Here is a 21,298-nt window from a genome sequence, read left to right as displayed (position 1 = left end):
CACCAGGTATGGGGCGCGACAACTCGGCCCGCGAGCGCCGCCTGCGACTCGGAGCCCGGTCCCGGACCCGTGGCAGCTCCGGATCCTCGAACCACGCTATGACATCATCCGGTCTCAGGCTCTCTCACCAGGGGAGTCGCCGGCCTTCGTCGAACAAGCCTGGGGGAACTGTGAGCACGTCGGAACTCCACTGGTTCACGAGCGGCCACAGCAGCGGTCCCGAGGTCGGCGACCGCGTCGAGACAGCCGTCGTCCCCGCCACCCGGGGGCGGTTCGTGGCGCACGTGTCCGTCCGCTGACCGTGTTGCAGGAGTCGGTCTTCAGATCCGCGGACCTGCCGGTCGGTGACCGGTTCGAGGCGTGGACGCAGCGCATGGGCCGTACGCACGCACCCATGCAACTGGCCAGCGACCGCGCGGCGGACTACCGCGCGCACCAGCGCATGATCGGGCTGGGCGAGGTCACGGTCTGGCCGGCGACCTTCGACCATCTGGTCTTCCGCCGGACGCCGAAGCTGATCCGCCAGTCCGATCCCGAGGTGTACCACCTCTCCCTCCTGCTGAGGGGAGAGGGAGCGGCGGTCTGGGACAGACAACAGGCCGCGTACCGGGTCAACGACATCCACACGAACTGTTCCTCGCGGTCGTACGAGATACACACCGGCCCCGACCCGGTCAGCCTCGTGGGAGTCGAGATCCCGCGGTCGCTGGTGGCGCTGCCCGCGAACCGGGCCGACCAGGTGATCGGCAGCCGGATCTCGGGCCGTGAGGGAGTCGGCGCGCTCCTGGCGCAGTTCCTCGTCCAGCTGGCCTCGGACACCGGCTCCTACCAGCCGTCGGACGGACCCCGGCTGGGAACGGTCCTCGCCGATCTGGTCACGGCCGTCTTCGCGGGCGCCCTGGACGCCGAGGCCCTGCTGCCGCCGGAGACCCGCGGCCGGACGCTGACCCTGCGCATCAAGGCGTTCATCCGCCGGCATCTGGGCGACCAGGAGCTGACTCCCGCCCGGATCGCCGCCGCGCACCACATCTCGCGCAGCCATCTGTACCGCCTCTTCCAGGCCGAGGGCCTCACCGTGGCCTCCTACATCCGCGATCAGCGGCTGGAGAACGCCCGCCGCGACCTCGCCGACCCGGCACTGCGCGCGATGCCGGTCCATGCCGTCGCCGCCCGCTGGGGCTTTCCCCGCGCCGCCGAGTTCACCCGGGCCTTCCGCGCCGCCCATGGCGTTCCGCCGAGTGAACTCCGGAGGCAGGCGGTGGCCGAGGAGCGTGAGGTACGTCCGCAAGGCCGTGGACGCTGCGCCAAGTAGGTGGCGACTGTGCGCCAACGACAGGCGGGCGGTCGGCCGCGCATTCTGGTGATCGCCGCGCGGCGAGGGACGGGCGGACCGGAAGGGTCGGGCCAGGATCGCGGGGGTGTCCTGGCACGGCCCTGGCCGGATCGGCTACGACGCGTCCCCGGCCCGGTCCGCTACGACACGTCCCCGGCCCGCTCGGTTACGACGACAGCGCCGACCGTACCGCCCGTACCAGTGCCTGCGCCCGTGGATCCGCCGTCACCGTCTTGCGGAAGCCGTTCGTGACGTAGCCGAAGGCGATGCCCGACTCCGGGTCCGCGAAGCCCAGGGGGCCGCCGCGGCCGGGGTGGCCGAACGAGGCCGGGCCCAGCAGCGGGGAGGCCGTGCCGTGGAGCATGTAGCCGAGGCCGAAACGCGTGCTGATGACCAGGGTGCGGTCCGGTCCCGCGGACGCCTCGGCGCGGGCCAGGTCGACCGTGGCCGGGGTGAACAGCCGGGTGCCGTCCAGCTCGCCGATCAGGGCGGCGTAGAAACGCGCGAGACCGTCGGCCGTGGCGATGCCGTTCGAGGCGGGGAGGGCCGCCGCGCGATAGGCGGGGTCGTTGTCGTCGGGCGGCGGGGTGATCGCGGCGAAGGCGCGGACGGTCGTCGAGTCCGGGTCGTTGTAGGCCTCGGCCACCGACCGCTTCGGGCGGGTGCGCAGCGCGCTCGACGGCTCGGGCGCATCGACTCGGCCCGCGCGGCCCACCCGGTGGGCCTCGGCCTGCGGCAGCCCGACCCAGAGGTCCAGGCCGAGCGGGGCGGCGATCTCCGTGGCGATGAACTCGCCCACGCCCCGGCCGCCGGTGACGCGGCGGACCAGTTCGGAGAGCATCCAGCCGAAGGTGTGGGGGTGGTAGCCGTGGTCCGTGCCCGGCTCCCAGAGGGGGGTCTGCGCCGCGATCGACTCGGCCGTACGGTCCGGGTCCGCCGCCTCGGCCGGGGTCAGCGGCGCGTCGACCAGGGGCACGCCCGCCTGGTGCGACAGCACGTGCCGGACCAGGAGGCGTTCCTTGCCCCGAGCCTTGAACTCGGGCCAGTACTTCCCGACCGGTGCGTCCAGGTCCAGCTCGCCGCGCTCGTGCAGCATCAGGAGTACGGCTGCCCCGACCCCCTTCGTCGCCGAGTGCATGACGTGGGCGGTGTCGTGCTCCCAGGGCGCCGAATCCGCCGTACCGTCCACGTCCCGCGTGCCGCCCCACAGGTCGACGACCTTGCGACCGTGCCGGTACACGGAGACCGCGGCACCCCGTTCCCCGAGCGTCTCGAAGTTGCGTGCGAACGCTTCCCTGACCGGCTCGAAGCCCTCGGCCACTTCGCCGTTCACGTTCACGTCCGTACTCCCTGTCGCCCGGCCACCCTCAACAGTGGAGGTAACACACACGCGGGAGGCTCGATTCCTAGCCGAGCAGGATCGTGACCTCGATGTTGTTCCGGGTCGCGTTCGAGTACGGGCAGACCTCGTGCGCCGCGTCCACGAGCTTGGTCGCGACGTCCTGGTCGAGGACGGGCAGCGAGACGCTCAGGGCGACCGCGAGGCCGTAGCCGCGCTGCTTGTTGGGTCCGATGCCGACCTTCGCGGCGACGGTTGAGCCGGTCAGGTCCAGTCCGGCGCGGCGGCCCACCAGCACCAGCGCGTTGTGGAAGCAGGCGCTGTACCCGGCCGCGAAGAGCTGCTCGGGGTTGGTGCCGTTGCCGTCACCGCCGAGCGCGGGCGGCATCGCGACCTTCAGCTCGATCTGGCCGTCCTGGCTGGTGACATAGCCGTCCCGGCCGCCGTGCGCGGTGGCCTCGGCGACGTACATGATCTTCGTCGGGCGGGTGTCGACAGCGGTGCCGTCGATCATGGCGGGACCTCCCCCAGGACGGAAAACACAGGAGTGCGCAAGTACATCGTGCACAAGGTACCGGCCGGTACGGAGGATGTGCCTACCAGGGGGTAGAAACCGTCGGTAACCCCCGCCCGGGCAGGTCAGCGCGCGCGCCCCGCCGCACCCTCCGCGCACTCGGCCAGCCCCCACAGCTCCTGCCGCAGCCTGGCCACCTCGTCCCCGGCGAGGCCGGTCGACGCCAGCAGCGCTCGCGGTACGCCCGCCGCGCGCTCCCGCAGCGCCTCTCCGCGCCCGGTGACCGCCACCAGCACCGACCGCTCGTCGCGCGGCGAGCGTTCACGGCGGACCAGACCGGCCGACTCCAGGCGCTTGAGCAGCGGCGACATCGTGCCGTAGTCCAGCCGTAGCGCGCCCGCCAGCTCCTTGACCGTGGTCTCGCCGCGCTCCCAGAGGAACAGCAGGACGAGGTACTGCGGGTAGGTGAGGCCCAGTTCCTCCAGCAGCGGGCGGTACGCGGCGGTCACCGCGCGCTGGGCCGCGTACAGCGCGAAGCACAACTGGTCGTCGAGGAACAGCGACCCGGCCGATCCGAAGTCCTCTTGGTCCCCTTGTTTCGTCACGCGCCCATTGTCACGGAGTACGCACAGCTGTCGAGCGCGGATCGAAACCGAAGGGCAGCTCCAGGCGGTGGGTGCGCATCAGCTCCTCGTCGGAGAGCAGTTCGCCGGTCTTCCCGTCCGCCGCGATCGCGCCGTCGCTCAGGATCAGCGCCCGGGGGCACAGTTCGAGGGCGTACGGCAGGTCATGCGTGACCATGAGGACGGTCACGTCCAACGACCGCAGGATGTCGGCGAGTTCGCGGCGTGAGGCCGGGTCCAGGTTGGAGGACGGCTCGTCGAGGACGAGGATCTCCGGCTCCATCGCGAGGACGGTCGCGACGGCCACCCGGCGTCGCTGTCCGAACGACAGATGGTGCGGGGGACGGTCGGCGAAGTCCGCCATGCCGACCCGCTCCAGGGCCGTACGGACGCGGTCCTCCAGCTCGGCGCCCTTGAGGCCCGACGCGGCCGGCCCGAAGGCCACGTCCTCGCGCACGGTCGGCATGAACAACTGGTCGTCGGGGTCCTGGAAGACGATGCCGACCTTGCGCCGGATCTCCGCCATGTGCCGTTTGCCGACCGGGAGTCCGGCCACCGTCACGGTTCCGGCGCCGCCGTTCAGGATGCCGTTGAGATGGAGGACGAGCGTGGTCTTGCCGGCACCGTTCGGGCCGAGCAGCGCGACACGCTCGCCACGCTCGATGCGGAAGTCGACGCCGAAGAGGGCCTGGTGGCCGTCGGGGTAGGCGAAGGCCAGTCCGGCCACTTCAAGAGAGGGGGTCACAGGGTCCATCCCAGCAGGCAGACGACAAGGGCGGCGAACGGGAGGGCGAGAGCGTACGACCACTGCGCCCGGGACGCGGTCACCTCGTCGATGACCGGCATCGAACCGGCGTATCCCCGGCTCACCATGGCGAGGTGGACACGCTCCCCGCGCTCGTAGGAGCGGATGAACAGCGCGCCCGCCGACTTCGCGAGGACGCCCCAGTGCCGTACACCCCGGGCCTCGAAGCCCCGCGACTCCCGCGCGATCCGCATCCGCCGCATCTCGTCCGTGATGACATCGCCGTAGCGGATCATGAAGGAGGCGATCTGCACGAGGAGCGGGGGCAGCTTCAACCGCTGGAGCCCCAGCAGCAGTTCGCGCAGTTCGGTCGTCGAGGCGAGGAGCACGGAGGCGGCGACGCCCAGGGTGCCCTTGGCCAGGACGTTCCAGGCGCCCCACAGGCCGTTCACACTGAGCGACAGACCGAGGACGTCCACCCGCTCGCCCTGCGCCACGAACGGCATGAGCACGGCGAAGGCGACGAACGGGATCTCGATCAGCAGCCGCTTGAGCAGGAAGGCGGCCGGCACCCGGGCTTTGTACGCCACCGTCGCCAGCAGCGCGGCGTACAGCGCAAAGGCCCACATCGCCTCGCGCGGGGTGGAGACGACCACGACGACGAAGGCGAACGTCGCGGCGAGTTTGGTGTGCGGAGGCAGGGCGTGCACGGGGGAGTGCCCGTGCCGGTAGAGCCGGTGGGCGTGACCCGCGCCCACCTCAGGCCACCTGCGAGGGGGTGACGTCGGCGGTGCGGCGCCTGCGCACCGCCCAGAAGATCCCCGTGCCCGCGACGACGGTGACGCCGACGCCGATCACGCCCGCGAGGCCGCCGGAGATCCGGGCGTCGGAGATGTCCTTGACGCCGTACCCGGCGAGCGGGGAGTCCTCGGTGTGGTGCTTCTTGGTGTTCTGGTCGATGCCCTGGTCCTTGGCGACCTTCTCCAGGCCGTCGGGGCTCGCGGAAGCGTAGAAGCTGACGAAGCCCGCGAGGACGAGGGAGGTGACGAGGCCGACCGCCCACACCTTGCGGCGGGAGGTCCTGGCGGCCACGGGGACGGCGGCGGGCGCGGGTGCGTCGACCAGTTCGCCGCCGACGCGCAGCTTCAGCCGCTGCTGCAGACCGCGGGCCCCGTACACGAGGTCCGGTCGTACGGCGATGACCGCGCCGACCGTGAGAGCGGTGATGGTGGCCTCGCCGATGCCGATGAGGACGTGCACGCCGATCATCGCGGTGGCGACCTTGGTGATCGGGACGTCGGTGGTGCCGCCGAGGGCGTAGATGAGGGTGAAGGCGACGGCGGCGGCCGGGACGGAAAGGAGCGCGGAGACGAAGGCCGCCACGGTGATGGAGCGCTTCTTGCGCGGCAGGACCTTCACCAGGCCCCGGAAGACGGCGTACGAGACGACCGTCGTGACGATCGCCATGTCGGTGATGTTCACGCCGAGTGCGGTCAGACCGCCGTCGGCGAAGAGGATGCCCTGCATCAGCAGGACCACGGAGACACAGAGGACCCCGGTGAAGGGGCCGACGAGTATCGCCGCGAGCGCGCCGCCGAGCAGATGTCCGCTGGTCCCGGCGGCGACCGGGAAGTTCAGCATCTGTACGGCGAAGATGAAGGCGGCGACCAGGCCGGCGAGCGGCGCGGTCTTCTCGTCGAGTTCGCGGCGGGCGCCCCGCAGGCTCACGGCGATGGCGCCGGCGGCGACCACTCCGGTGACCGCGGAGACCGGGGCGTTGATGAATCCGTCAGGCACATGCACCGTTCGATGATAGTGCCTTGTTGCGAACGGCTTGCAAGAGCGAGGTGCCCATGAATAGCGGCGGGGCGGTGATGCATGTGTGATGCATGGCGAGGGCCGATCAGGGAACCCGATGGATAAGGGAGTCCGTGGGCGAAATCTCCGAAATGTGCGACATTGGAGAGGCGACGGATTCTTATATTCCCCACAGGTAACGCAGCGCAAGGAGTCGGTTCATGTCTGCCGTCGAACAGTACGCACGAGCCCACATCGTCACCGACACGGCAGACTCCGCCGAGGACGAACACCAGGTCGTCCCGGTGGCCCTCAGCTACGACCCCGACGCTGATCCCCGCCGGGTTCACATGACGCTGCCCGGCCCCCACGAGTGGGCCTTCCCCCGGGAGCTCCTCGAACGGGGCCTGCGTGGTCCGGTCGAGTCCGGCGACGTACGCGTGTGGCCGTGCGGCCGGGTGCAGGCGGTCGTGGAGTTCCACTCCGCGCAAGGCGTGTCGGTGGTGCAGTTCGACTCGAAGGTCCTGATCCGCTTCCTGCGCCGCACGTACACAGCGGTGACTCCGGTGGCTCACTGACGATCGGCCCACCCCGCGTGCGGCATCACTCCGTGTGAGGCATCGGCTCGCGTGCCGTGTGTGGCATGGTCCGTGCAGCACCTTGTCATGACCCTGCCGATCAAGCCGGCCAGGGCCGCCGCCACCCCGGGCGAGCCCGCGGCGATCCACTGCCGGATCTCCCCTACCGAGGACGAGGACCAGACCGGAGTCGACCGACAGGAACGCATCTGCCGGGAGACCGCCGAACGGCTTCAGCTCCGTGTCGAGGCGGGCGCCCATCTACGTGGACAGCAACCGTTCGGCGTGGCAGCGCAACCGCAAGCGGCCCGGGTGGGAAGAGGCGCTGCGGGCGATGGGGGATGGAGAGATCCGGCGCGTCGTCATCTACCACCCCGACCGCCTCATGCGGCAGCCCAAGGATCTTGAAGAGCCTCTCTCGACAGCCGACGACAAGCGCGTACTCCCGCACGGCGAGGCCTACCGGCGCGACCTGTCGGACCCCGACGACCGGTTCATCCTCCGCATTGAGGTGGCTCACGACTGGGGTGGCTCACGACTGAGGTGGCTCACGCGTGCCGCTCTTCCGACGACTCGTCACGACGGCTGAAGGGCCCTGAAAGGCAAGGCCCGCGAGGGAAAGCCGCGTGTGGGCAATCGTCCTACGGCTGTACGGGCAACGGTCAGGCGATCAGCGAGGAAGAAGCGTGGCCCGCCGTGATCGATCGGGGCCGGTGGGACGAGGTTCAGCGGTGCAGGGAGTACCGGGCCGCCGAGCACTCGCGCCGATGACGTCGATCGGCAGAGGCGCAAGCGCTCCGTGTCAGCGGTGCCTCTCGAAACTTTCGCTCGGGATGTCGCGATCAGGTTTCCGACCGAGTCGGACACCTCCGGCTATGAGGCCGCCACGACCACGCGCCCTGAGGCCGATGTTCTCGCGGACGAAGCCCTGAGGCCGAAGTTCTCGCGGACGAAAAGGACCGGGCGAAGCTGGAGGAGCGCCTGGTCGGTGGCCTGGGATACGTCCCGCGCAAGGACATGGAAGACGACCGGGTGGTGCTGGTGCCGGTGGAAGGGGCCGGAGCGCGGCTGGCGCTCTACGGCCGGGCACGCACCTCGTTCGCGCGGCTGACGACAGCCCGGCCCGCATGGTCCCGGAGTCACCGGGTGCGGCGGACACACTGCTGGAGGCGGGCGGGGAACCCATCGATTTCTCCCCCACGCCGCTCGCCGGGCCGCACGGCGGGCCCGGGCTCCATCCTGATCAGGGCTGAGCGGCGGCGGCTCGGCGGCGAGGGATGCCGCCCGGCGTCGAGGGCGACTCCCTGGGGGCCCGGGGCCGGTGGGGCGCGAAAGAAGCGGAAGGTCATATTCCATGACGTTCTATGGCGTCGGTCACAGCGCCCCACCAACCAACCTGCACGCTTAGTAGACGAGGCATGGCGGACATCTGAGTATTTGTCCGTCTTGGACCTGATGTGGATCCCGCCGCGCGTCCCGGGATTCCGCGTGGCCGGTCCGCACGCCTGTTGCCGTGTGAGGCAAGGCTTCTGACGTCACGTCAGCTTTCCTCCTGCCGCCATGTGCGGACCGGAGACCCGGGGGCACTGCCCTGGCGAGGTCCCGGGACCTACGAGGCGACGTAGTGGCGGGACCCTTTGCGCTCCCTGTTGAGCCGTTCTAAGAATGTCGACTCACAGGACGTCGCCGCAGTTCGGAACCGGTGTTCACGCAGAGCCGACCGCGCACCGGGTGCTCGGCGTCACCGAGTGAGTAGGAGCCCCCCACATGAAGTCGTCCCGAACGTCCGCGAGACTCCTCGCCCTCCCCCTCGGCCTGGGTCTGGCCTCCAGCGCGCTGGGCGCGGCGGTGCCGGCGAGCGCCCAGACGGCCGCCCCCCCGTCCGCTGCCGCCGGTACCTCCGTGGCGCGGTACGACGGGTCGGTTGAGGAGGCTGCGAACAACAAGGCGTTCTTCGAGGCCGTGCTCAAGTCCGTCGCTGAGAAGCGCGCCGCGCAGCCGAACGGGCAGGCGGTGACTGTGTCCTACAACGCCTCCCAGGCACCGAGCTTCCGTGCGCAGATATCGAGCGCGGCCGCGATCTGGAACAGCTCCGAGTCCAACGTCAAGCTCCAGGAGGCGTCGAGCGGTGCCGACTTCTCCTACCAGGAGGGCAACGACTCGCGCGGGTCCTACGCCTCCACCGACGGCCACGGACGTGGCTACGTCTTCCTCGACTACTCCCAGAACCAGCAGTACGACTCGGTCCGCGTCGTCACCCACGAGACCGGGCACGTGCTGGGCCTGCCGGACGACTACAGCGGGCCGTGCAGTGAGCTGATGTCGGGCGGCAGCGCCGGCCCGTCCTGCACCAACCGCTACCCGGACGTCACCGAGCGCTCGCGTGTCGACCAGCTGTGGGCCACCGGACTCGCGCAGGCGCCGGGCACGGTGACCGGGCCCGCTGACCCCTCGAGCGCTGCACCGCCGGTAGGGACCGTGGCGCCGAGCCACGGTCCGGGGTATCCGATGCACGGCACGCCCTGGAGCTGATCGCGTTCCCGAGCGGGAAGCGGCTCGCTGCCGAGGATGGCTTCAGCCACATGCTCAAGACGGCCGTCCGAGCACTCTTGCAGGCCGGCCGGCAGACGCTGGTCTTGTGCATGGCTGTCCTGGGAGGGCGAAGCCGCTCGCACGGCGACGCCCTGCAACGGCGTATCGATGCGATCATCGCCCGGGCAGCGGAAGCGGACTCGACCTGTTCCTGGGGCCTGTGGCAACTCGCCAGGGACAAGTACGAGTTCCGCAGCATGTACTACGGCTCTCTCAAGGAGCGCGAGCACCGACGCCTGGCAGGCGCAGCAGGCCCAGACGGACTCGGAGGAGTACACGCCGCCGGCAAAGGGGGGCAGCGGCACCATCGCCCCACGTTCATCAACACGATCGGCACGTTCGGGGAGAAGATATTCGGCGTGCCGGTCGCCGTGGTCGCGACGGGGATCGGCATCTACTACACGCCCGAGGCAGCAGAGTCGCTGAGCAGCTTTCGCCGGCTGGCAGGACTACCTGCCTGCGATGAGCAGGCGGTATCCGTAGTCCATGCTCTGCTGGCCCAGCAGGTCGGCGTGGCGGCGGTGCCAGGTGCCGGAGTCGAGGTCGGAGCGGAGCCGGGCGATCGCCGGCTCTACGACGGAGGGCGGTAACTGGGCGAAGGTGGAGCTGGCCTGGCGGATGATGGGGTCGAGGTAGCACTCCGGTCGGCGCCAGTAGGCGCACTGGAAGCCGTCGGTGAAGTCGTGCGGGATGGAAAAGGGCGTCACGGTGTGCGCGTCGAGCGCGTCGGCGACCTCGGTCACAGGGGTGAAGCGGGCATGGTCCAGCTCACGGATCTCCGGCAGATACTCCTCCAGTAGCCACAATTCCGTCCGGTGCGTGGGATCCCAGGTGAAGACGACCTGCCTGTCGGCGACGCGGCGCAGTTCGCCGAGTCCGCGGTGCAGGTCGGGCCAGTGGTGGACCGTCATGATGGCCATGGCCGTGTCGAAGGAACCGTCCGTGAACGGCAGGGCTTCGGCCGCGGCCTTCACCTTGTTCGTCCCGAGATGTTGGCCGAGCATGACCTCGGAAGGATCGACCGCGGTCACGCTGACGCCTTCCGGCTCGTAGGAGCCAGTGCCGGCGCCGACATTGACAACCGTGCGGGCACCTTTCAGCGCTTGGCCGATGAGAGCATGCAGGCGGGGGTCAGGGCGTCGGATTTCGCTGTATCCGATACCGATGCGGTCGTAGGTCGCCGACGGAGGGTCGGCAGCGGCGGTGTCCATGGGATCGAGCTCAGCAGATCGACTGGCGGAAGGCCAGAGATTCAAAGATTCAGCGTGGGCCGGATGTTGATGTTCCGACCGAGCGTGGTCGAGCGTGCAGGCATGGCGCGGAAGAGCCGCTGTACGCACGGGTATGCGACACGATGCCCGGCGCGGACGTGACCGGTAGGGGCGGCGAGAATCCACGCATCACAATGACAAAGCCGAGGGAGAAGCCGTGAACGGACCGGCCCCGCGCCGCGCCACGGTCCTGTATGCGATATCCGCGACCTGCGGGGCCATCGGCGCCCTGCTGTGGGTGCGCAGCCAGACCAGTACGCCCCCCAGTCTCCACTCCTCCGCCTATGGATCCTTCCTGGCAGCCGATGCCTACACCTCGTCAGCCTGGCGGGTGTGGTCACCGGCAGTGCCCGAAGGACGTCTTGGCCTGTACCTCATCGCGGTCGGGCTGGTGCTGGCTGTGGCGGCGCGCCTGTTCGCCGTCCGGCGTGACTGAGCAGCGCCAAGGCCACGCCTGCAGGCACGTGCGCTGGTGCTCTGACCGAGCGATCTCTCCGGTGTACTTCCGCAGATTGCCGTGCCCGCGCTTGTGCTGTGCGGGAAGCGGGATCGCGCCAGCCTGCCGGATGCCCGACGGACGGCGGCGGCCATCCCGGGAGCCCGCCGCCTGTTCGTGGTTCCGCACGCCGGGCACCTGGTGCCCATGACGGCGCCGCATGCATTCCATGCCATCGTCCGGGGATTCCTTGCCCCCGAGTAGCAGCAGACGCGTTGAGGGCATCATGGGCAGGCTGCATCACGCGGCTTTGCGTGATCTCCCACCCCAGCGGACGCCCTCTTGCCGGGGCAGCCTGATCCCTTCGGCGAACCCCTGCCCAGCACGTCAAAAGGGCAGGCCCTGCAGGTCCACGCCGACGGTGGGCCGGGGCAGCTCGGCCAGGTCGTACGTCATGGTGGTCAGCGGGCAGAGCCGGGCGCCGACAGGCTGCCGGAAGGCGACCGGCGCAGACATCTGGCGCCATCCGAACCGCGTGTAGAGCGGGACCAGCTCCGGGCGGCAGAGCAGCATCACCGTTTCGGCCCCGGCCGCCCGTGCGTGTTCGACCGCGACGCTGATCATGGTCTTGGCGATGCCCCGGTCCCGATGGGCGGGGTGCACCAGCACGCTGCCCAGCCCGGCGACACGGCGCGGTGCCCCATCGAATGCCATCTCCCGCAGCAGCCACCCCATGGAAGCCACCAGCCGGCCGTCACGGACGGCCGTGAGTGTGTGTTCCTTGTCCGCCCAGACCAGACCGAGTCCGTCGACTCCGAAGGGGTCGGGCAGACCGTCGCGGAGTGCGGCGTTGTCCTCCCGGTCGCCGGGGCCGGGCGCACAGCGCAGTCGGAGGTCTGCATCACCGTCATCACCGTCGTCCACCGCGTGCCCCGCCGCGGCCGGGCCGGCTGTGGGGTCAAACCGGTACCGCAGACAGTGCAGGCCGCTGGACTGGACGGTCCCGGCCTCCTGAGCACCCAGGCGGCGCAGCGCCGCGATCGAGGCCGTGTTGCCGGGCAGGACGAACGCGAAGACGACCGGGAGCGCGAGTCGACGAAACGCCAGGTCCAAGCAGGCACGGCCTGCCTCTCCTGCGATGCCGCGGCCCTGCGCCCGTGGATGCACGGCGAAGCCGAGGTCGGTCCCGTACCAGGCCCGGTTGCGCAGTCCCACCCGCCCGAGGAAGGCATGGGTTGCCGCGTCCCTGACCGCGAAGTCGCCGTAGCCGTGCCTGGCCCAATGTGCGACGTGATCGTCGCACATGGCCTCGGCCGCCGACCGGCTGTCCGCCCGGCCGGTCGCCAGCCACCGCATGACGCTGTCCTGACTGACCACAGCCTCAAACAGATCGTCGCTGTCCTCGCGGCGAATCGGCTCCATCACCAGCCGCTGCGTGCGCAGAACAGGTCCACGTAACCGAGCCATTCGGCAACTCCCCTCAGCCAACGACGGGAGGAGAGTACCCGGCAACCTCTGGAGCGATCTGGTCGGCAACCCTGAGGACTCGCGCAGGGCGGCGAAGGGCCGTAGGACGGGGACGAGCTGGGAGCACAGCCGGTAGGCGGCGTACGCCGAGTCCGTCCACGACGGTGTACGCGGCGATCGACACACCGGAGGCCGACGCCGCGCCGATGGCGGCCCAGTTGGGGCGCCGCCCGCGCATTCCCCCCACCGCGACCCCCGTCAGCCCCGTGCACGACACCGCGATCCCCGCCGCCGCCCACGCGTTCGCCACCTCGTACACGAACACGGCCGCCAGCACGGGGACGACCAGCGGAGCGGTCCCGCGGGCGATCGGATACGCCTGCCCGAAGTCGCCCAGCCGGATGCGGTGCGCGATCGCGTTCCAACTGGCGTGGGTCACCGCGGCGAGCAGCACCGCTGCGGTGACCAGCGGGGTCACGGGTGCTGCTCGCGCACGTCCACCAGCGTGCCGCCCGCATGCGCGACCAGCGTCTTGGGGGCCATGGGGAACACGGTGTACGGGGTGCCGGCCGCGGCCCACACCACGTCGTGGCCGAGCAGCGAACGGTCCGCGAGCACCCGCGTCCTCGTACGGTGGCCGAAGGGCGGCACCCCGCCGATCGCGTACCCGGTCGTCTCCCGTACGAGCTCGACCCTGGCCCGCGTCACCTTCTCGGCCCCGAGTTCCCGCCGCACGAGCTCCACGTCCACGCGCGACGCCCCGTCCATCAGCACCAGCACCGGCACGCCGTCCGCAGCGAAGATCAGCGACTTGCAGATCTGGCTCAGCTCGCACCCGATCGCGGCGGCGGCCTCCTCGGCGGTACGGGTCGCGTCCGGGAAGCGGCGGATGCGCGGCAGCAGATCAGCGAGGCCCAGGTCCGCCAGGGCCTCGGCGAAACGGGGGTGGGCTCCGGACTCTTCGGCGGCGTCGGTCGTCATGGGCGGCACGCTATCGGTCGGTGTAGGAGGCACGCGAGCGAGTTCCGGCGCGCCGCGTGCCGGGTCCCGTACCGGTCCTAGTCCCACCAGAAGCGCCACAGCGGGGCATCGACCAGGGAGGCGGCGTAACGGGGGAAGGGGGTCGGGGGGTCGTTGACGATGTTGTCGGCGGTGGTCAGGAGGTGTTCGAGCGCGATGTGGGCGGCCTGCTGTGCGTCGCGCGGCGGGCTCGCGACGGAGACGTACAGCGTCGCTCCGACGACGGTGAGGACACGGGCGCCGAAGCGGTCCTCCCAACTGCGCAGGAGAGCGCAGAGCAGGGGCAGTGGCGCCTGCGCACGCCAGCCGACGACGGCGGGGATGTCGGCGCTGCGTGCGGCGGCGACGAGGCCGAGACGGGCGTCCGTCGCGTTGTACGGGTCGTCGGCCATGAGGTGGGCGAAGGCCGAGCGGGCGGCCTCGTCCGGGTCGACGCCGCAGGAGGCGAGGGTGGCGGGGGCCAGCCCGGGCCAGTGGTCGAAGGGCGCGCCGGGGTCGTCCTCCCACGGCTCTACGAACGGCGCGATGTCCTCGGGCAGTTCGAGCGGCTCGGACGGGGCGGCGAGCCGGGCGAGTTGGTCACGCCGGTACGCGCGCCAGCTCTGCTCCAGCTCGGCTTCGAGGTCGACGGCGGCTATCTCGGCGAGGTCGAGCGAGCGGGGCCGGTCGTCGTCCCCGTAACAGAGGATCGGCAGCAGACCGGTCTCGCCCTGCTGCCGCTGGCAACGTGTCCACCAGGCCAGAGGGTCCGACGGAGGTGTGTCGGAGCGCCACATGACGGGGGAGCCGTCGGGGACGGCACGGCCTGCGGGCAGTCCCGCGGGCAGTCCCACGGGAAGGGAGAACGTCATGCGCGGAGCGTAGAGGACCCCACTGACACGGCTCCCGAGTCGCTTCCGAGCCGACCCGCACCCCGCCCGGACAGGTCCTGGTTCCCCGCCCGGCTAGCTACCGGCCTTCAGGAGTGCCGCCACGATCGGGCCCGCCGTGTCGCCGCCGTGGCCGCCCTGTTGGACGACGCCCGCCGCGGCGAGGTCGCCCTTCCACGCGGTGAACCAGCCGTTGGGCTTCTTCTGGCCGTCGACCTCCGCGGAGCCGGTCTTCGCGCCGTAGTCGGGGCCGAGGCCGGACATCGCCTCGGCGGCGGTGCCGTACGCCGCCGTGTACTGCATGAGTTCGCGGAGCTGGGCGAGGGTGGTGGCGGAGAGGGTGCGGGAGGCCGTCGCCAGCTTGCGGTTGTCGACCGTCGGAGACACCAGGTAGGGCTGGTGGAAGGCGCCCGTCTTGACCGTGGAGGCGACCGAGGCCATGTTCAGCGGGTTCATGCGGACCCCGCCCTGGCCGATCAGCGAGGCCGCCATCTGGGCCGCCGACTGGACCGGGACCGAGCCGTCGAAGGACGGGACGCCGATGGCCCAGTTGTTCATGGACAGGCCGAAGTACTGCTGCGCCTGGTTCGTCAGGTCGGAGTTCGACAGCTTCTTTGCCTGGCTGATGAAAGCGGTGTTGCAGGAGCGCGCGAAGCTCGCCTTGAACGTGCCGCCCTTGATCTCGAACTTGTCGTCGTTCTGGAACTTCCAGCCGCCGTACGTCACGTACTTCGGGCACGGGTGCTGCTTGTCGGCCGAGGCGAGCCCCTTGTCGATGAGCAGCGACGACGTGATGACCTTCATGGTGGAGCCGGGGGCCAGCGAGCCCTGGAAGGCCGTGTTGAAGCCGTGGCTGGTGTTGGCGACCGCGAGGATCTCGCCCGTCGAGGGGCGCATCAGGACCACGGACGCCCGGTCCTTCTTGGCGACCTGCTGCTCGGCGTCGGCCTGGAGGGTCGGGCTGAGCGTGGTCTTCACGGTCCCCGGGGTGCCCTCGCTGAGGGTCACCAGGGTCTTGTCGGGGGTCTTCTGGGTGCCCTTGGTGGCGGCCTTGCGGACCACGCGCAGTTCGATGCCCGCCTTGCCGCCGGCGATCTTTCCGTACTTCTCGCGCAGCCCGTCCAGCACCGTGCCCAGCGAGGGGTACTTGGCCGTGGTGATCTCGCCGCCGTCCCGGTCGAGAGCGGTGACCGGGGGAGTGCCCGCAGGACCGGTGACCAGGCGGTCGCCGTCCTGGAGGTCGGGGTGCACGACCGACGCCTTCCAGCCGACCAGCGCCACACCGTCCTTGGCGCGCCGCACGACGGTCAGCTTCGAGTCGTACGCCAGGGGCTTGCTCTTGCCCTTGTACGTGACCGTGGCCTTGACGGAGAAGGGGACGGAGGACCCGGACGCCGTGCCCGGAGTCAGCTTGACGCCGGTGATGTGGGCGTCCTTGCCGTAGCCGGTCAGCAAGGTCGTCGCGGCCGCCGAGTCGTCGGTGGCCGCGGCCGCCTTCGCGACGTCACCGCTCTGCCAGGCGGTCAGGAACCGCGTGGACAGCGCCGTGACCTCGGCCGCCGACGGCGGACCGGTCTTCACGGCCTTGTGGGCGGCGGTCTCCGACGTGCGGTCCTCGGCCGACGCCCCGCCGCCGTACAGGCTGTAGGCGCCGAACGCCCCGCCGCCGACGACCACCGCGATCAGCCCGCCGACCACGGCGGGCTTCGTCTTTCGTCGCTCGGCGACGCGCCTTCTGTTCCCCACAGCTTTCGATCCTCCGCCTGTTCCCCAAGTCCCCCGGCACCCTCATGCTCCTCAACGAGAGCCCCTACCCTAGGGTCCCGCCCTGTCAAGGGTGACTTCAGCCGCCCGTTCGTAGCACAGCTGCGACGATCGGACCGGCCGCGTCCACCCCGTGACCGCCTCCCTGGGTCATCGCGGCGGCCGCGATGTCGTTCCGATAGCCGGTGAACCAGCTGTTCGACCTGGACTGGGCGTCGACCTCGGCCGAACCCGTCTTGGCGCCGATGGTGCCGCCGAGCCCCGCCATCACCTGGGCGGCGGTGCCGCTGGTGGCGGTGAGGTTCATCATCGCGCGCAGCTGCGCCGACGTACTGCTGGGCAGGCCCTTCGCCTTCGCCAGTTCCCGGTCGTCGAGCTTGGGCGAGACGATGACCGGCTGCCGGAAGGTGCCCGTCATCGCCGTCGCTGTGACCGACGCCATGTTCAGCGGGCTCATCTGGACCTGGCCCTGGCCGATCGCGTTCGCGGCGCGGTCCGGGCCGCCGGAGGCGGGGACGCTGCCGTCGAAGGAGGGGATGCCGGTCTTCCAGTTGTTCTGGCCGAGGCCGAAGCGCGTCTGTGCCTCGGTCGTCAGGGACTCGTCCGTGAGCGGCTTCTCGTCGATCAGTTTCACGAAGGCCGTGTTGCAGGACCGCATGAAGCTGTTGGCGAGGCTCGCCTTCTCGTTCGGCGCGAGGTTGGTGAGGTTGTGGAAGGTCTGGCTCTGCCAGGTCGCGGTCTCCGGGCAGGGCGCCGGGCCGTTCATGGTGGTCACGCCGTTGTCGATGAGCATCGCCGCGGTGATGATCTTCATCGTGGAGCCGGGGGCCAGGGTGCCCTGGAAGGCCGCGTTGAAGCCGTCCGCACGGTGGTTGGCGACCGCCAGCACCTCACCGCTGCTCGGTTGCACGGCCACCACGGAGGACTCGGCGTACCGGGCGACCGCCTTCTCCGCCGCGGCCTGCACGCTCGCGCTGAGGGTGGTGCGCAGCTTGCCGGCCTTGCCCTTGGCGAGGGTCACCAGGGCGGTGTCCCCCGCGCCCTCGGTCGCGTGATGGATCGCCAGCTCGACTCCGGCCGTACCGCCCGCCGTGTCGCCGTACTTCTCGCGCAGCGCGTCCAGGATCGGTCCCAGCGAGGGGTACTTCTCCTTCGTCAGGACAACGTTGTTCCGGTCCACGGCCTCGATGGGCGGGCTCGCCGAATCGCCCGTGACCAGCGTGTCCCCCTCCTGCAACTCGGGATGCACGACGGACGGCTTCCAGTCGACCAGCGCCTTCCCGGTGGTCTCGCCGCGTACGACGGTCAGCCGGGAGTCGTACGCGAAGGGCTTGGACTTCCCTTCGAACGACACCGTCGCCTTGACGGAGAACGGCACGGTGACTCCCGCCGCCGCCCCCGGGGTGATCTTCACACCGGTGAGGTGTGCGTCGTCGCGGTAGCCGGCCAGCAACTCCTGCGCCTTCTGGGCGAAGTTGGTGTACGCGGCGGCCTTCGCGGCGTCCCCCTGCTCCCAGGCGGCGAAGAACTTCGTCGAGGTCTCCTTGACCTCCGCGCTGCTCGGCGGCCCCGTCTTCACGGCCGCGGGTCCGCCGCTCCCCGAGCCCCCGCCCTCGCTCCCGCTGAGTGCCGACATCACATTGAAGGCGCCGTATCCGGCACCCCCCACCATCACGGCGAACACACTGCCGATGACGGCGGCCTTTGCCCCCTTGCGCATCGCGCGAAACCCTCCCCGTGGACCCCTCCCCCGAACTTCTGAACGCGTTCAGAAAAGCCGGTCTGCAGGGCACTGTATGCGGGAGGAGTGGCGAGTGGGGTGGAGGTTCTCCGAATCGTTAAACCCGGATGTCCAGTCGCATCCGTGAACGCCGGTCATCGACCGGGATGAACGGCTCGCCCCAACGCGCCCTGCACCGGCCGGTCTTGGGCAAGGCGAGGGTGGATCATGGCCGTTTCTTGGGCGTGGGCCTGACACGATGACGCAGCTTCACCAGCTTCACCACCCTCACCGCGAACGCTTCGTGGAGACCTCATGCATAGACCTCGCCCCGCTGTCGGGGTGTCCGTGGCCGTGCTCATCGTGGCGGGGGTGATGAGTGGCTGGGGTACCGGTAGGGCGACGGCGGACGCGGGTTCGGCCGGGACGTTGTACGTGAACCACGACGTGACGTGCAGCGACACGGGCGCGGGCACCCAGAGCGCGCCCTTCTGCACGGTGCAGGCGGCGGCGGACGTGGTGGAGCCGGGGCAGACGGTCCGGATCGAGGCGCCGGACAGTCTGTCGTACTCGGGGTCGGTGACCTTGACCAGGTCGGGCACCAAGGACGCCCCGATCACGTTCACCGGGGCGCCCCTCGCCGTGGGCGGTTCGGAGGCGGAACTCGCGTCCACCGGATCCGCGCCGGCGCTGACGCTCAAAGCGGTGCACGACGTACGGGTCGAACACCTGGCGGTCTGGTACCGCGGCGGGGACGGGGTGGTGGTGACGGGCTCCGAAGGTGTCGGCCTCGACCGGCTGTCGTTCCCCCGTCCCGCAGTGCGGGCCCCCAGCGCGGGGACCGCGGTCACCGTGGACGGCGCGTCCTCGGACGTGACCGTGTCGCGGAACTGGATCGGCGACGGATACGCCTACGGCGTGCGGGTGGAGCCGGGAGCGGCGCGGGTCACCGCGACGACCAACGTGGTGACCACCCCGGGGCTGGGCGGCATCGTGGTGACGGGGACGACCGGCGCGAACGTGACGAGCAACACGGTCATTGCGCCCTGCGCCACCGGAATCTCGCTGGACGGCCAGATCTCCGGGACGGTGGAGAACAACGTGGTCGCCTCCACGGCGGCGAGGCAGAGCGATAAGTGCCCGGCGCCCACCGCTCCGCTGTACGTGGTGTCGGCCGAGTCGGCGGGTCAGGTCACCGGCGACTACAACGTGGCGGCGAACGGTGCGGGCGCCTCCGCCCGCCCCCGCCCCGAATACGCGTGGGCCGGCACCCCCTATGCCACCACCGCGGCACTGCGGGACGGGACCGGGCAGGGTGCGCACGACATCGACGGGCTCAACGCGCAGTTCCTGGCGGTACCGTCCGAACACTCCCCCCTCATCGACTCGGCCGACGCCGACGCGCCCGGCGAGCTCACCACCGACATCGACGGTGTCCCGCGCGTGGACGACCGGATCGTCGCCGACACCGGCACCGGCGCGACGACGCACCTCGACCGGGGCGCCTTCGAGCGGCACGACATCATCATCATTGCGAACGGCGGCTACCCGTCGCCGACGACCGGCGTCGCACCGTTCGTCACCTCGTGGAAGACCGACGGCGCCACCAGTTCGTGGGGCGAACCACTCACGTACTCGTTCGACTTCGGAGACGGCACCGCCCCAGGCACCGGCACCCCGGGCGACCCGATCACACACAGCTACACCACGCCGGGTAGATACTCCGCGAGGATCACGGTGACCGACGCCGACGGATCGACCCGGACCGGGTGGTACAACGAGGGCGTGGCGGGTACGGCCACCCCGCCCGCCGCGTCGCTGTCCGCCGCCGCCGACACCGTGGACGGGCAGGTCAACGCGGGATCCGCGCGGTTCACCCTTGCGGCACCGGCGGACGCGTGGGAGGTCGCCTACCAGACCCTGACATTCGGTGACGGCAACCTGGAGAACCTGCCCGTCGGTCTCCACGAGGTGGAGCACCAGTACCCCGCCCCCGGCACGTACACCGCCACGCTGACGCAGACGGACGGGCTCGGCCGGGTCACCACCGCCAGAACGACCTTCCACGCCGCGGACGCCTTCGTCCCCATGACCCCGCAGTTCGACACGGAGAAGACCATCGCCGCCCACGGCGTCCTGAAGCTCTCGGCGGCCACCGTGCGGGCCGACTCCGACGGCGTGGACGCGGCCCAACTGCAGATCGTCGCCAGGGCGGCCAGGGCGGGCGGCTCCCTGACCCTCTACACCGACGGCACCACCCGGCCGGGCACCTCCAGCATCACCTTCGAGCCCGGCCGGACGGCCACCAACGAGGCGACCGTCAAGGTCACTCCGACCGGTTCGGTCGACGTCTACAACGGCAGCTCCGGCCCGGTGACCGTCGAGGTCGCCACGGTCGGCCTCCAATCGCACGCCCAGTTCGCCCGGACCTACCACCCGGCCACGCCGGTCCGCCTGCTCGACACCCGAAGTGGCACCGGCGCCGCCGCCGGCCCGGTCGCCGGCGGCCGCGCGGTGACCCTGACAGTCGCCGGCACCCACGGCGTCCCGACCGGGGCGAACGCGGTGGTGCTCAACGTCGCGGCGACCACCACCAAGGCCTCCGGCAGCCTCATCGTCTCCACCCACGGCACCTCCGACTCCAGCGTGACGGGCCCGTACTGGACGACCGGGCAGACCGCCTCCGACCAGATCGTGCTCCCGCTGGTGGACGGCAAGGTCGTCCTGCGCAACACCAGCAGGGCGTCGGCGCACCTCGCAGCGGACCTCGTCGGCTGGTACGGCCCGACCGCGAGCGGTGCGGAGTTCCAGCCGGTCAGCCCGGCACGGATCCTGAACACCCGCACCGGCACCGGAAGCGGCAAAACCGCCAAGCTCGGTGCCCACGCCACGCTGAAGCTCAAGGTCACTGGTGCGCACGGGGTCCCTGTGAGCGGGGTGAGCGCCGTGGACCTCAACCTCGCCGTGCCCTCGCCGTCCGGCACCGGCTACCTCATCGCCTACGCCGACGGAACCTCCCGCCCCGGCGTGCACTCGGTCGACTTCACCGCCGGACACACCGTGGCCGACCGCGCGCTGGTCAAGGTCGGCACCGACGGCGAGATCGACCTGTACAACGCGGGCTCCACCGCTGTCGACGTCTACGCCGACCTCCTCGGCGACTACACCGTCCACCCGGCGGGCTGACCGCCCGACGACCACCAACGGCCACGACGACGGCGCGGCATCCG

The 21,298-nt window shown here is 70.6% G+C and carries 19 protein-coding genes and 1 pseudogene; 7 read left to right on the top strand and 13 right to left on the bottom strand.

Annotated elements, in window-relative coordinates:
- The first annotated feature begins 170 nt into the window (after positions 1–170).
- Both ACIRA5_RS09310 and ACIRA5_RS09305 read left to right on the top strand, forming a co-directional pair.
- Positions 171–299: a hypothetical protein gene (locus ACIRA5_RS09310; RefSeq protein WP_352044303.1), complete on the top strand. Its 129-nt coding sequence runs from the start codon at positions 171–173 to the stop codon at positions 297–299.
- Positions 300–301: 2 nt separating this feature from the next.
- Complete coding sequence (locus ACIRA5_RS09305; RefSeq protein WP_403688994.1) at positions 302–1,312, top strand: helix-turn-helix domain-containing protein; 1,011 nt, start codon at positions 302–304, stop codon at positions 1,310–1,312.
- Positions 1,313–1,499: 187 nt separating this feature from the next.
- Here the strand turns inward: ACIRA5_RS09305 and ACIRA5_RS09300 are convergent, their stop codons facing one another.
- The 6 genes from ACIRA5_RS09300 to ACIRA5_RS09275 form a co-directional block, all read right to left on the bottom strand.
- A complete protein-coding gene (locus ACIRA5_RS09300; protein WP_403688991.1) occupies positions 1,500–2,672 on the bottom strand; it encodes a serine hydrolase domain-containing protein in 1,173 nt (390 codons plus the stop codon).
- Between the two features lie 67 nt (positions 2,673–2,739).
- Positions 2,740–3,186 carry an organic hydroperoxide resistance protein gene (locus tag ACIRA5_RS09295; RefSeq protein ID WP_352044306.1) on the bottom strand — a complete coding sequence of 149 codons (447 nt, stop codon included), beginning with the start codon at positions 3,184–3,186 and terminating at the stop codon, positions 2,740–2,742.
- A gap of 125 nt (positions 3,187–3,311) precedes the next feature.
- A complete protein-coding gene (locus ACIRA5_RS09290; RefSeq protein WP_403688988.1) occupies positions 3,312–3,791 on the bottom strand; it encodes a MarR family winged helix-turn-helix transcriptional regulator in 480 nt (159 codons plus the stop codon).
- Positions 3,792–3,801: 10 nt separating this feature from the next.
- A complete protein-coding gene (locus ACIRA5_RS09285; protein ID WP_403688986.1) occupies positions 3,802–4,563 on the bottom strand; it encodes an energy-coupling factor ABC transporter ATP-binding protein in 762 nt (253 codons plus the stop codon).
- Complete coding sequence (cbiQ, locus tag ACIRA5_RS09280; RefSeq protein WP_168492523.1) at positions 4,551–5,312, bottom strand: cobalt ECF transporter T component CbiQ; 762 nt, start codon at positions 5,310–5,312, stop codon at positions 4,551–4,553. The genes ACIRA5_RS09285 and cbiQ overlap by 13 nt, the downstream gene beginning before the upstream one ends.
- Before the next feature lies 1 nt (position 5,313).
- A complete protein-coding gene (locus ACIRA5_RS09275; protein ID WP_403688984.1) occupies positions 5,314–6,357 on the bottom strand; it encodes an energy-coupling factor ABC transporter permease in 1,044 nt (347 codons plus the stop codon).
- Between the two features lie 215 nt (positions 6,358–6,572).
- On the opposite strand from ACIRA5_RS09275, the gene ACIRA5_RS09270 reads away from it, so the two are divergent.
- The 3 genes from ACIRA5_RS09270 to snpA all read left to right on the top strand — a co-directional run bounded on the left by ACIRA5_RS09270 (position 6,573) and on the right by snpA (position 9,461).
- On the top strand, positions 6,573–6,929 hold the full coding sequence (locus ACIRA5_RS09270) for an SsgA family sporulation/cell division regulator (RefSeq protein WP_403688982.1): 357 nt from the start codon (positions 6,573–6,575) through the stop codon (positions 6,927–6,929).
- Between the two features lie 265 nt (positions 6,930–7,194).
- Positions 7,195–7,518: a recombinase family protein gene (locus ACIRA5_RS09265; protein ID WP_403688980.1), complete on the top strand. Its 324-nt coding sequence runs from the start codon at positions 7,195–7,197 to the stop codon at positions 7,516–7,518.
- 1,178 nt (positions 7,519–8,696) lie between these two features.
- Positions 8,697–9,461: a snapalysin gene (snpA, locus tag ACIRA5_RS09260; RefSeq protein ID WP_403688977.1), complete on the top strand. Its 765-nt coding sequence runs from the start codon at positions 8,697–8,699 to the stop codon at positions 9,459–9,461.
- A gap of 509 nt (positions 9,462–9,970) precedes the next feature.
- Here snpA and ACIRA5_RS09255 read toward each other — a convergent pair.
- Positions 9,971–10,732 (bottom strand): class I SAM-dependent methyltransferase, encoded by a 762-nt coding sequence (locus ACIRA5_RS09255; RefSeq protein WP_403688974.1) that lies wholly within the window; start codon positions 10,730–10,732, stop codon positions 9,971–9,973.
- A gap of 217 nt (positions 10,733–10,949) precedes the next feature.
- Between ACIRA5_RS09255 and ACIRA5_RS09250 the strand changes: the two genes are divergently transcribed.
- Positions 10,950–11,228 (top strand): hypothetical protein, encoded by a 279-nt coding sequence (locus ACIRA5_RS09250; protein ID WP_403688972.1) that lies wholly within the window; start codon positions 10,950–10,952, stop codon positions 11,226–11,228.
- Positions 11,229–11,615: 387 nt separating this feature from the next.
- Here ACIRA5_RS09250 and ACIRA5_RS09245 read toward each other — a convergent pair whose 3' ends face one another.
- The 6 genes and pseudogenes from ACIRA5_RS09245 to ACIRA5_RS09220 all read right to left on the bottom strand — a co-directional run bounded on the left by ACIRA5_RS09245 (position 11,616) and on the right by ACIRA5_RS09220 (position 18,068).
- Positions 11,616–12,695, bottom strand: a complete 1,080-nt coding sequence (locus ACIRA5_RS09245; protein ID WP_403688970.1) for a GNAT family N-acetyltransferase — start codon at positions 12,693–12,695, stop codon at positions 11,616–11,618.
- 139 nt (positions 12,696–12,834) lie between these two features.
- Positions 12,835–13,173, bottom strand: a pseudogene (locus ACIRA5_RS09240) (EamA family transporter); the annotation flags it as partial.
- Positions 13,170–13,676, bottom strand: a complete 507-nt coding sequence (locus ACIRA5_RS09235; protein ID WP_403688967.1) for a YbaK/EbsC family protein — start codon at positions 13,674–13,676, stop codon at positions 13,170–13,172. The pseudogene ACIRA5_RS09240 and the gene ACIRA5_RS09235, both read right to left, overlap by 4 nt.
- Before the next feature lie 77 nt (positions 13,677–13,753).
- On the bottom strand, positions 13,754–14,566 hold the full coding sequence (locus tag ACIRA5_RS09230; protein WP_403688966.1) for a DUF4253 domain-containing protein: 813 nt from the start codon (positions 14,564–14,566) through the stop codon (positions 13,754–13,756).
- Between the two features lie 93 nt (positions 14,567–14,659).
- On the bottom strand, positions 14,660–16,330 hold the full coding sequence (locus tag ACIRA5_RS09225) for a penicillin-binding transpeptidase domain-containing protein (RefSeq protein ID WP_403688965.1): 1,671 nt from the start codon (positions 16,328–16,330) through the stop codon (positions 14,660–14,662).
- Between the two features lie 97 nt (positions 16,331–16,427).
- Complete coding sequence (locus ACIRA5_RS09220) at positions 16,428–18,068, bottom strand: penicillin-binding transpeptidase domain-containing protein (protein ID WP_403688962.1); 1,641 nt, start codon at positions 18,066–18,068, stop codon at positions 16,428–16,430.
- Between the two features lie 315 nt (positions 18,069–18,383).
- Here ACIRA5_RS09220 and ACIRA5_RS09215 point away from each other — a divergent pair, with 315 nt between their 5' ends.
- Positions 18,384–21,254: a PKD domain-containing protein gene (locus ACIRA5_RS09215; RefSeq protein WP_403688959.1), complete on the top strand. Its 2,871-nt coding sequence runs from the start codon at positions 18,384–18,386 to the stop codon at positions 21,252–21,254.
- Positions 21,255–21,298: the final 44 nt, after the last annotated feature.

It is taken from the genome of Streptomyces sp. NPDC096311, from assembly GCF_044763085.1.
Classification (GTDB): Bacteria; Actinomycetota; Actinomycetes; order Streptomycetales; family Streptomycetaceae; genus Streptomyces.
This window is presented reverse-complemented; position numbering and strand designations above follow the sequence as displayed.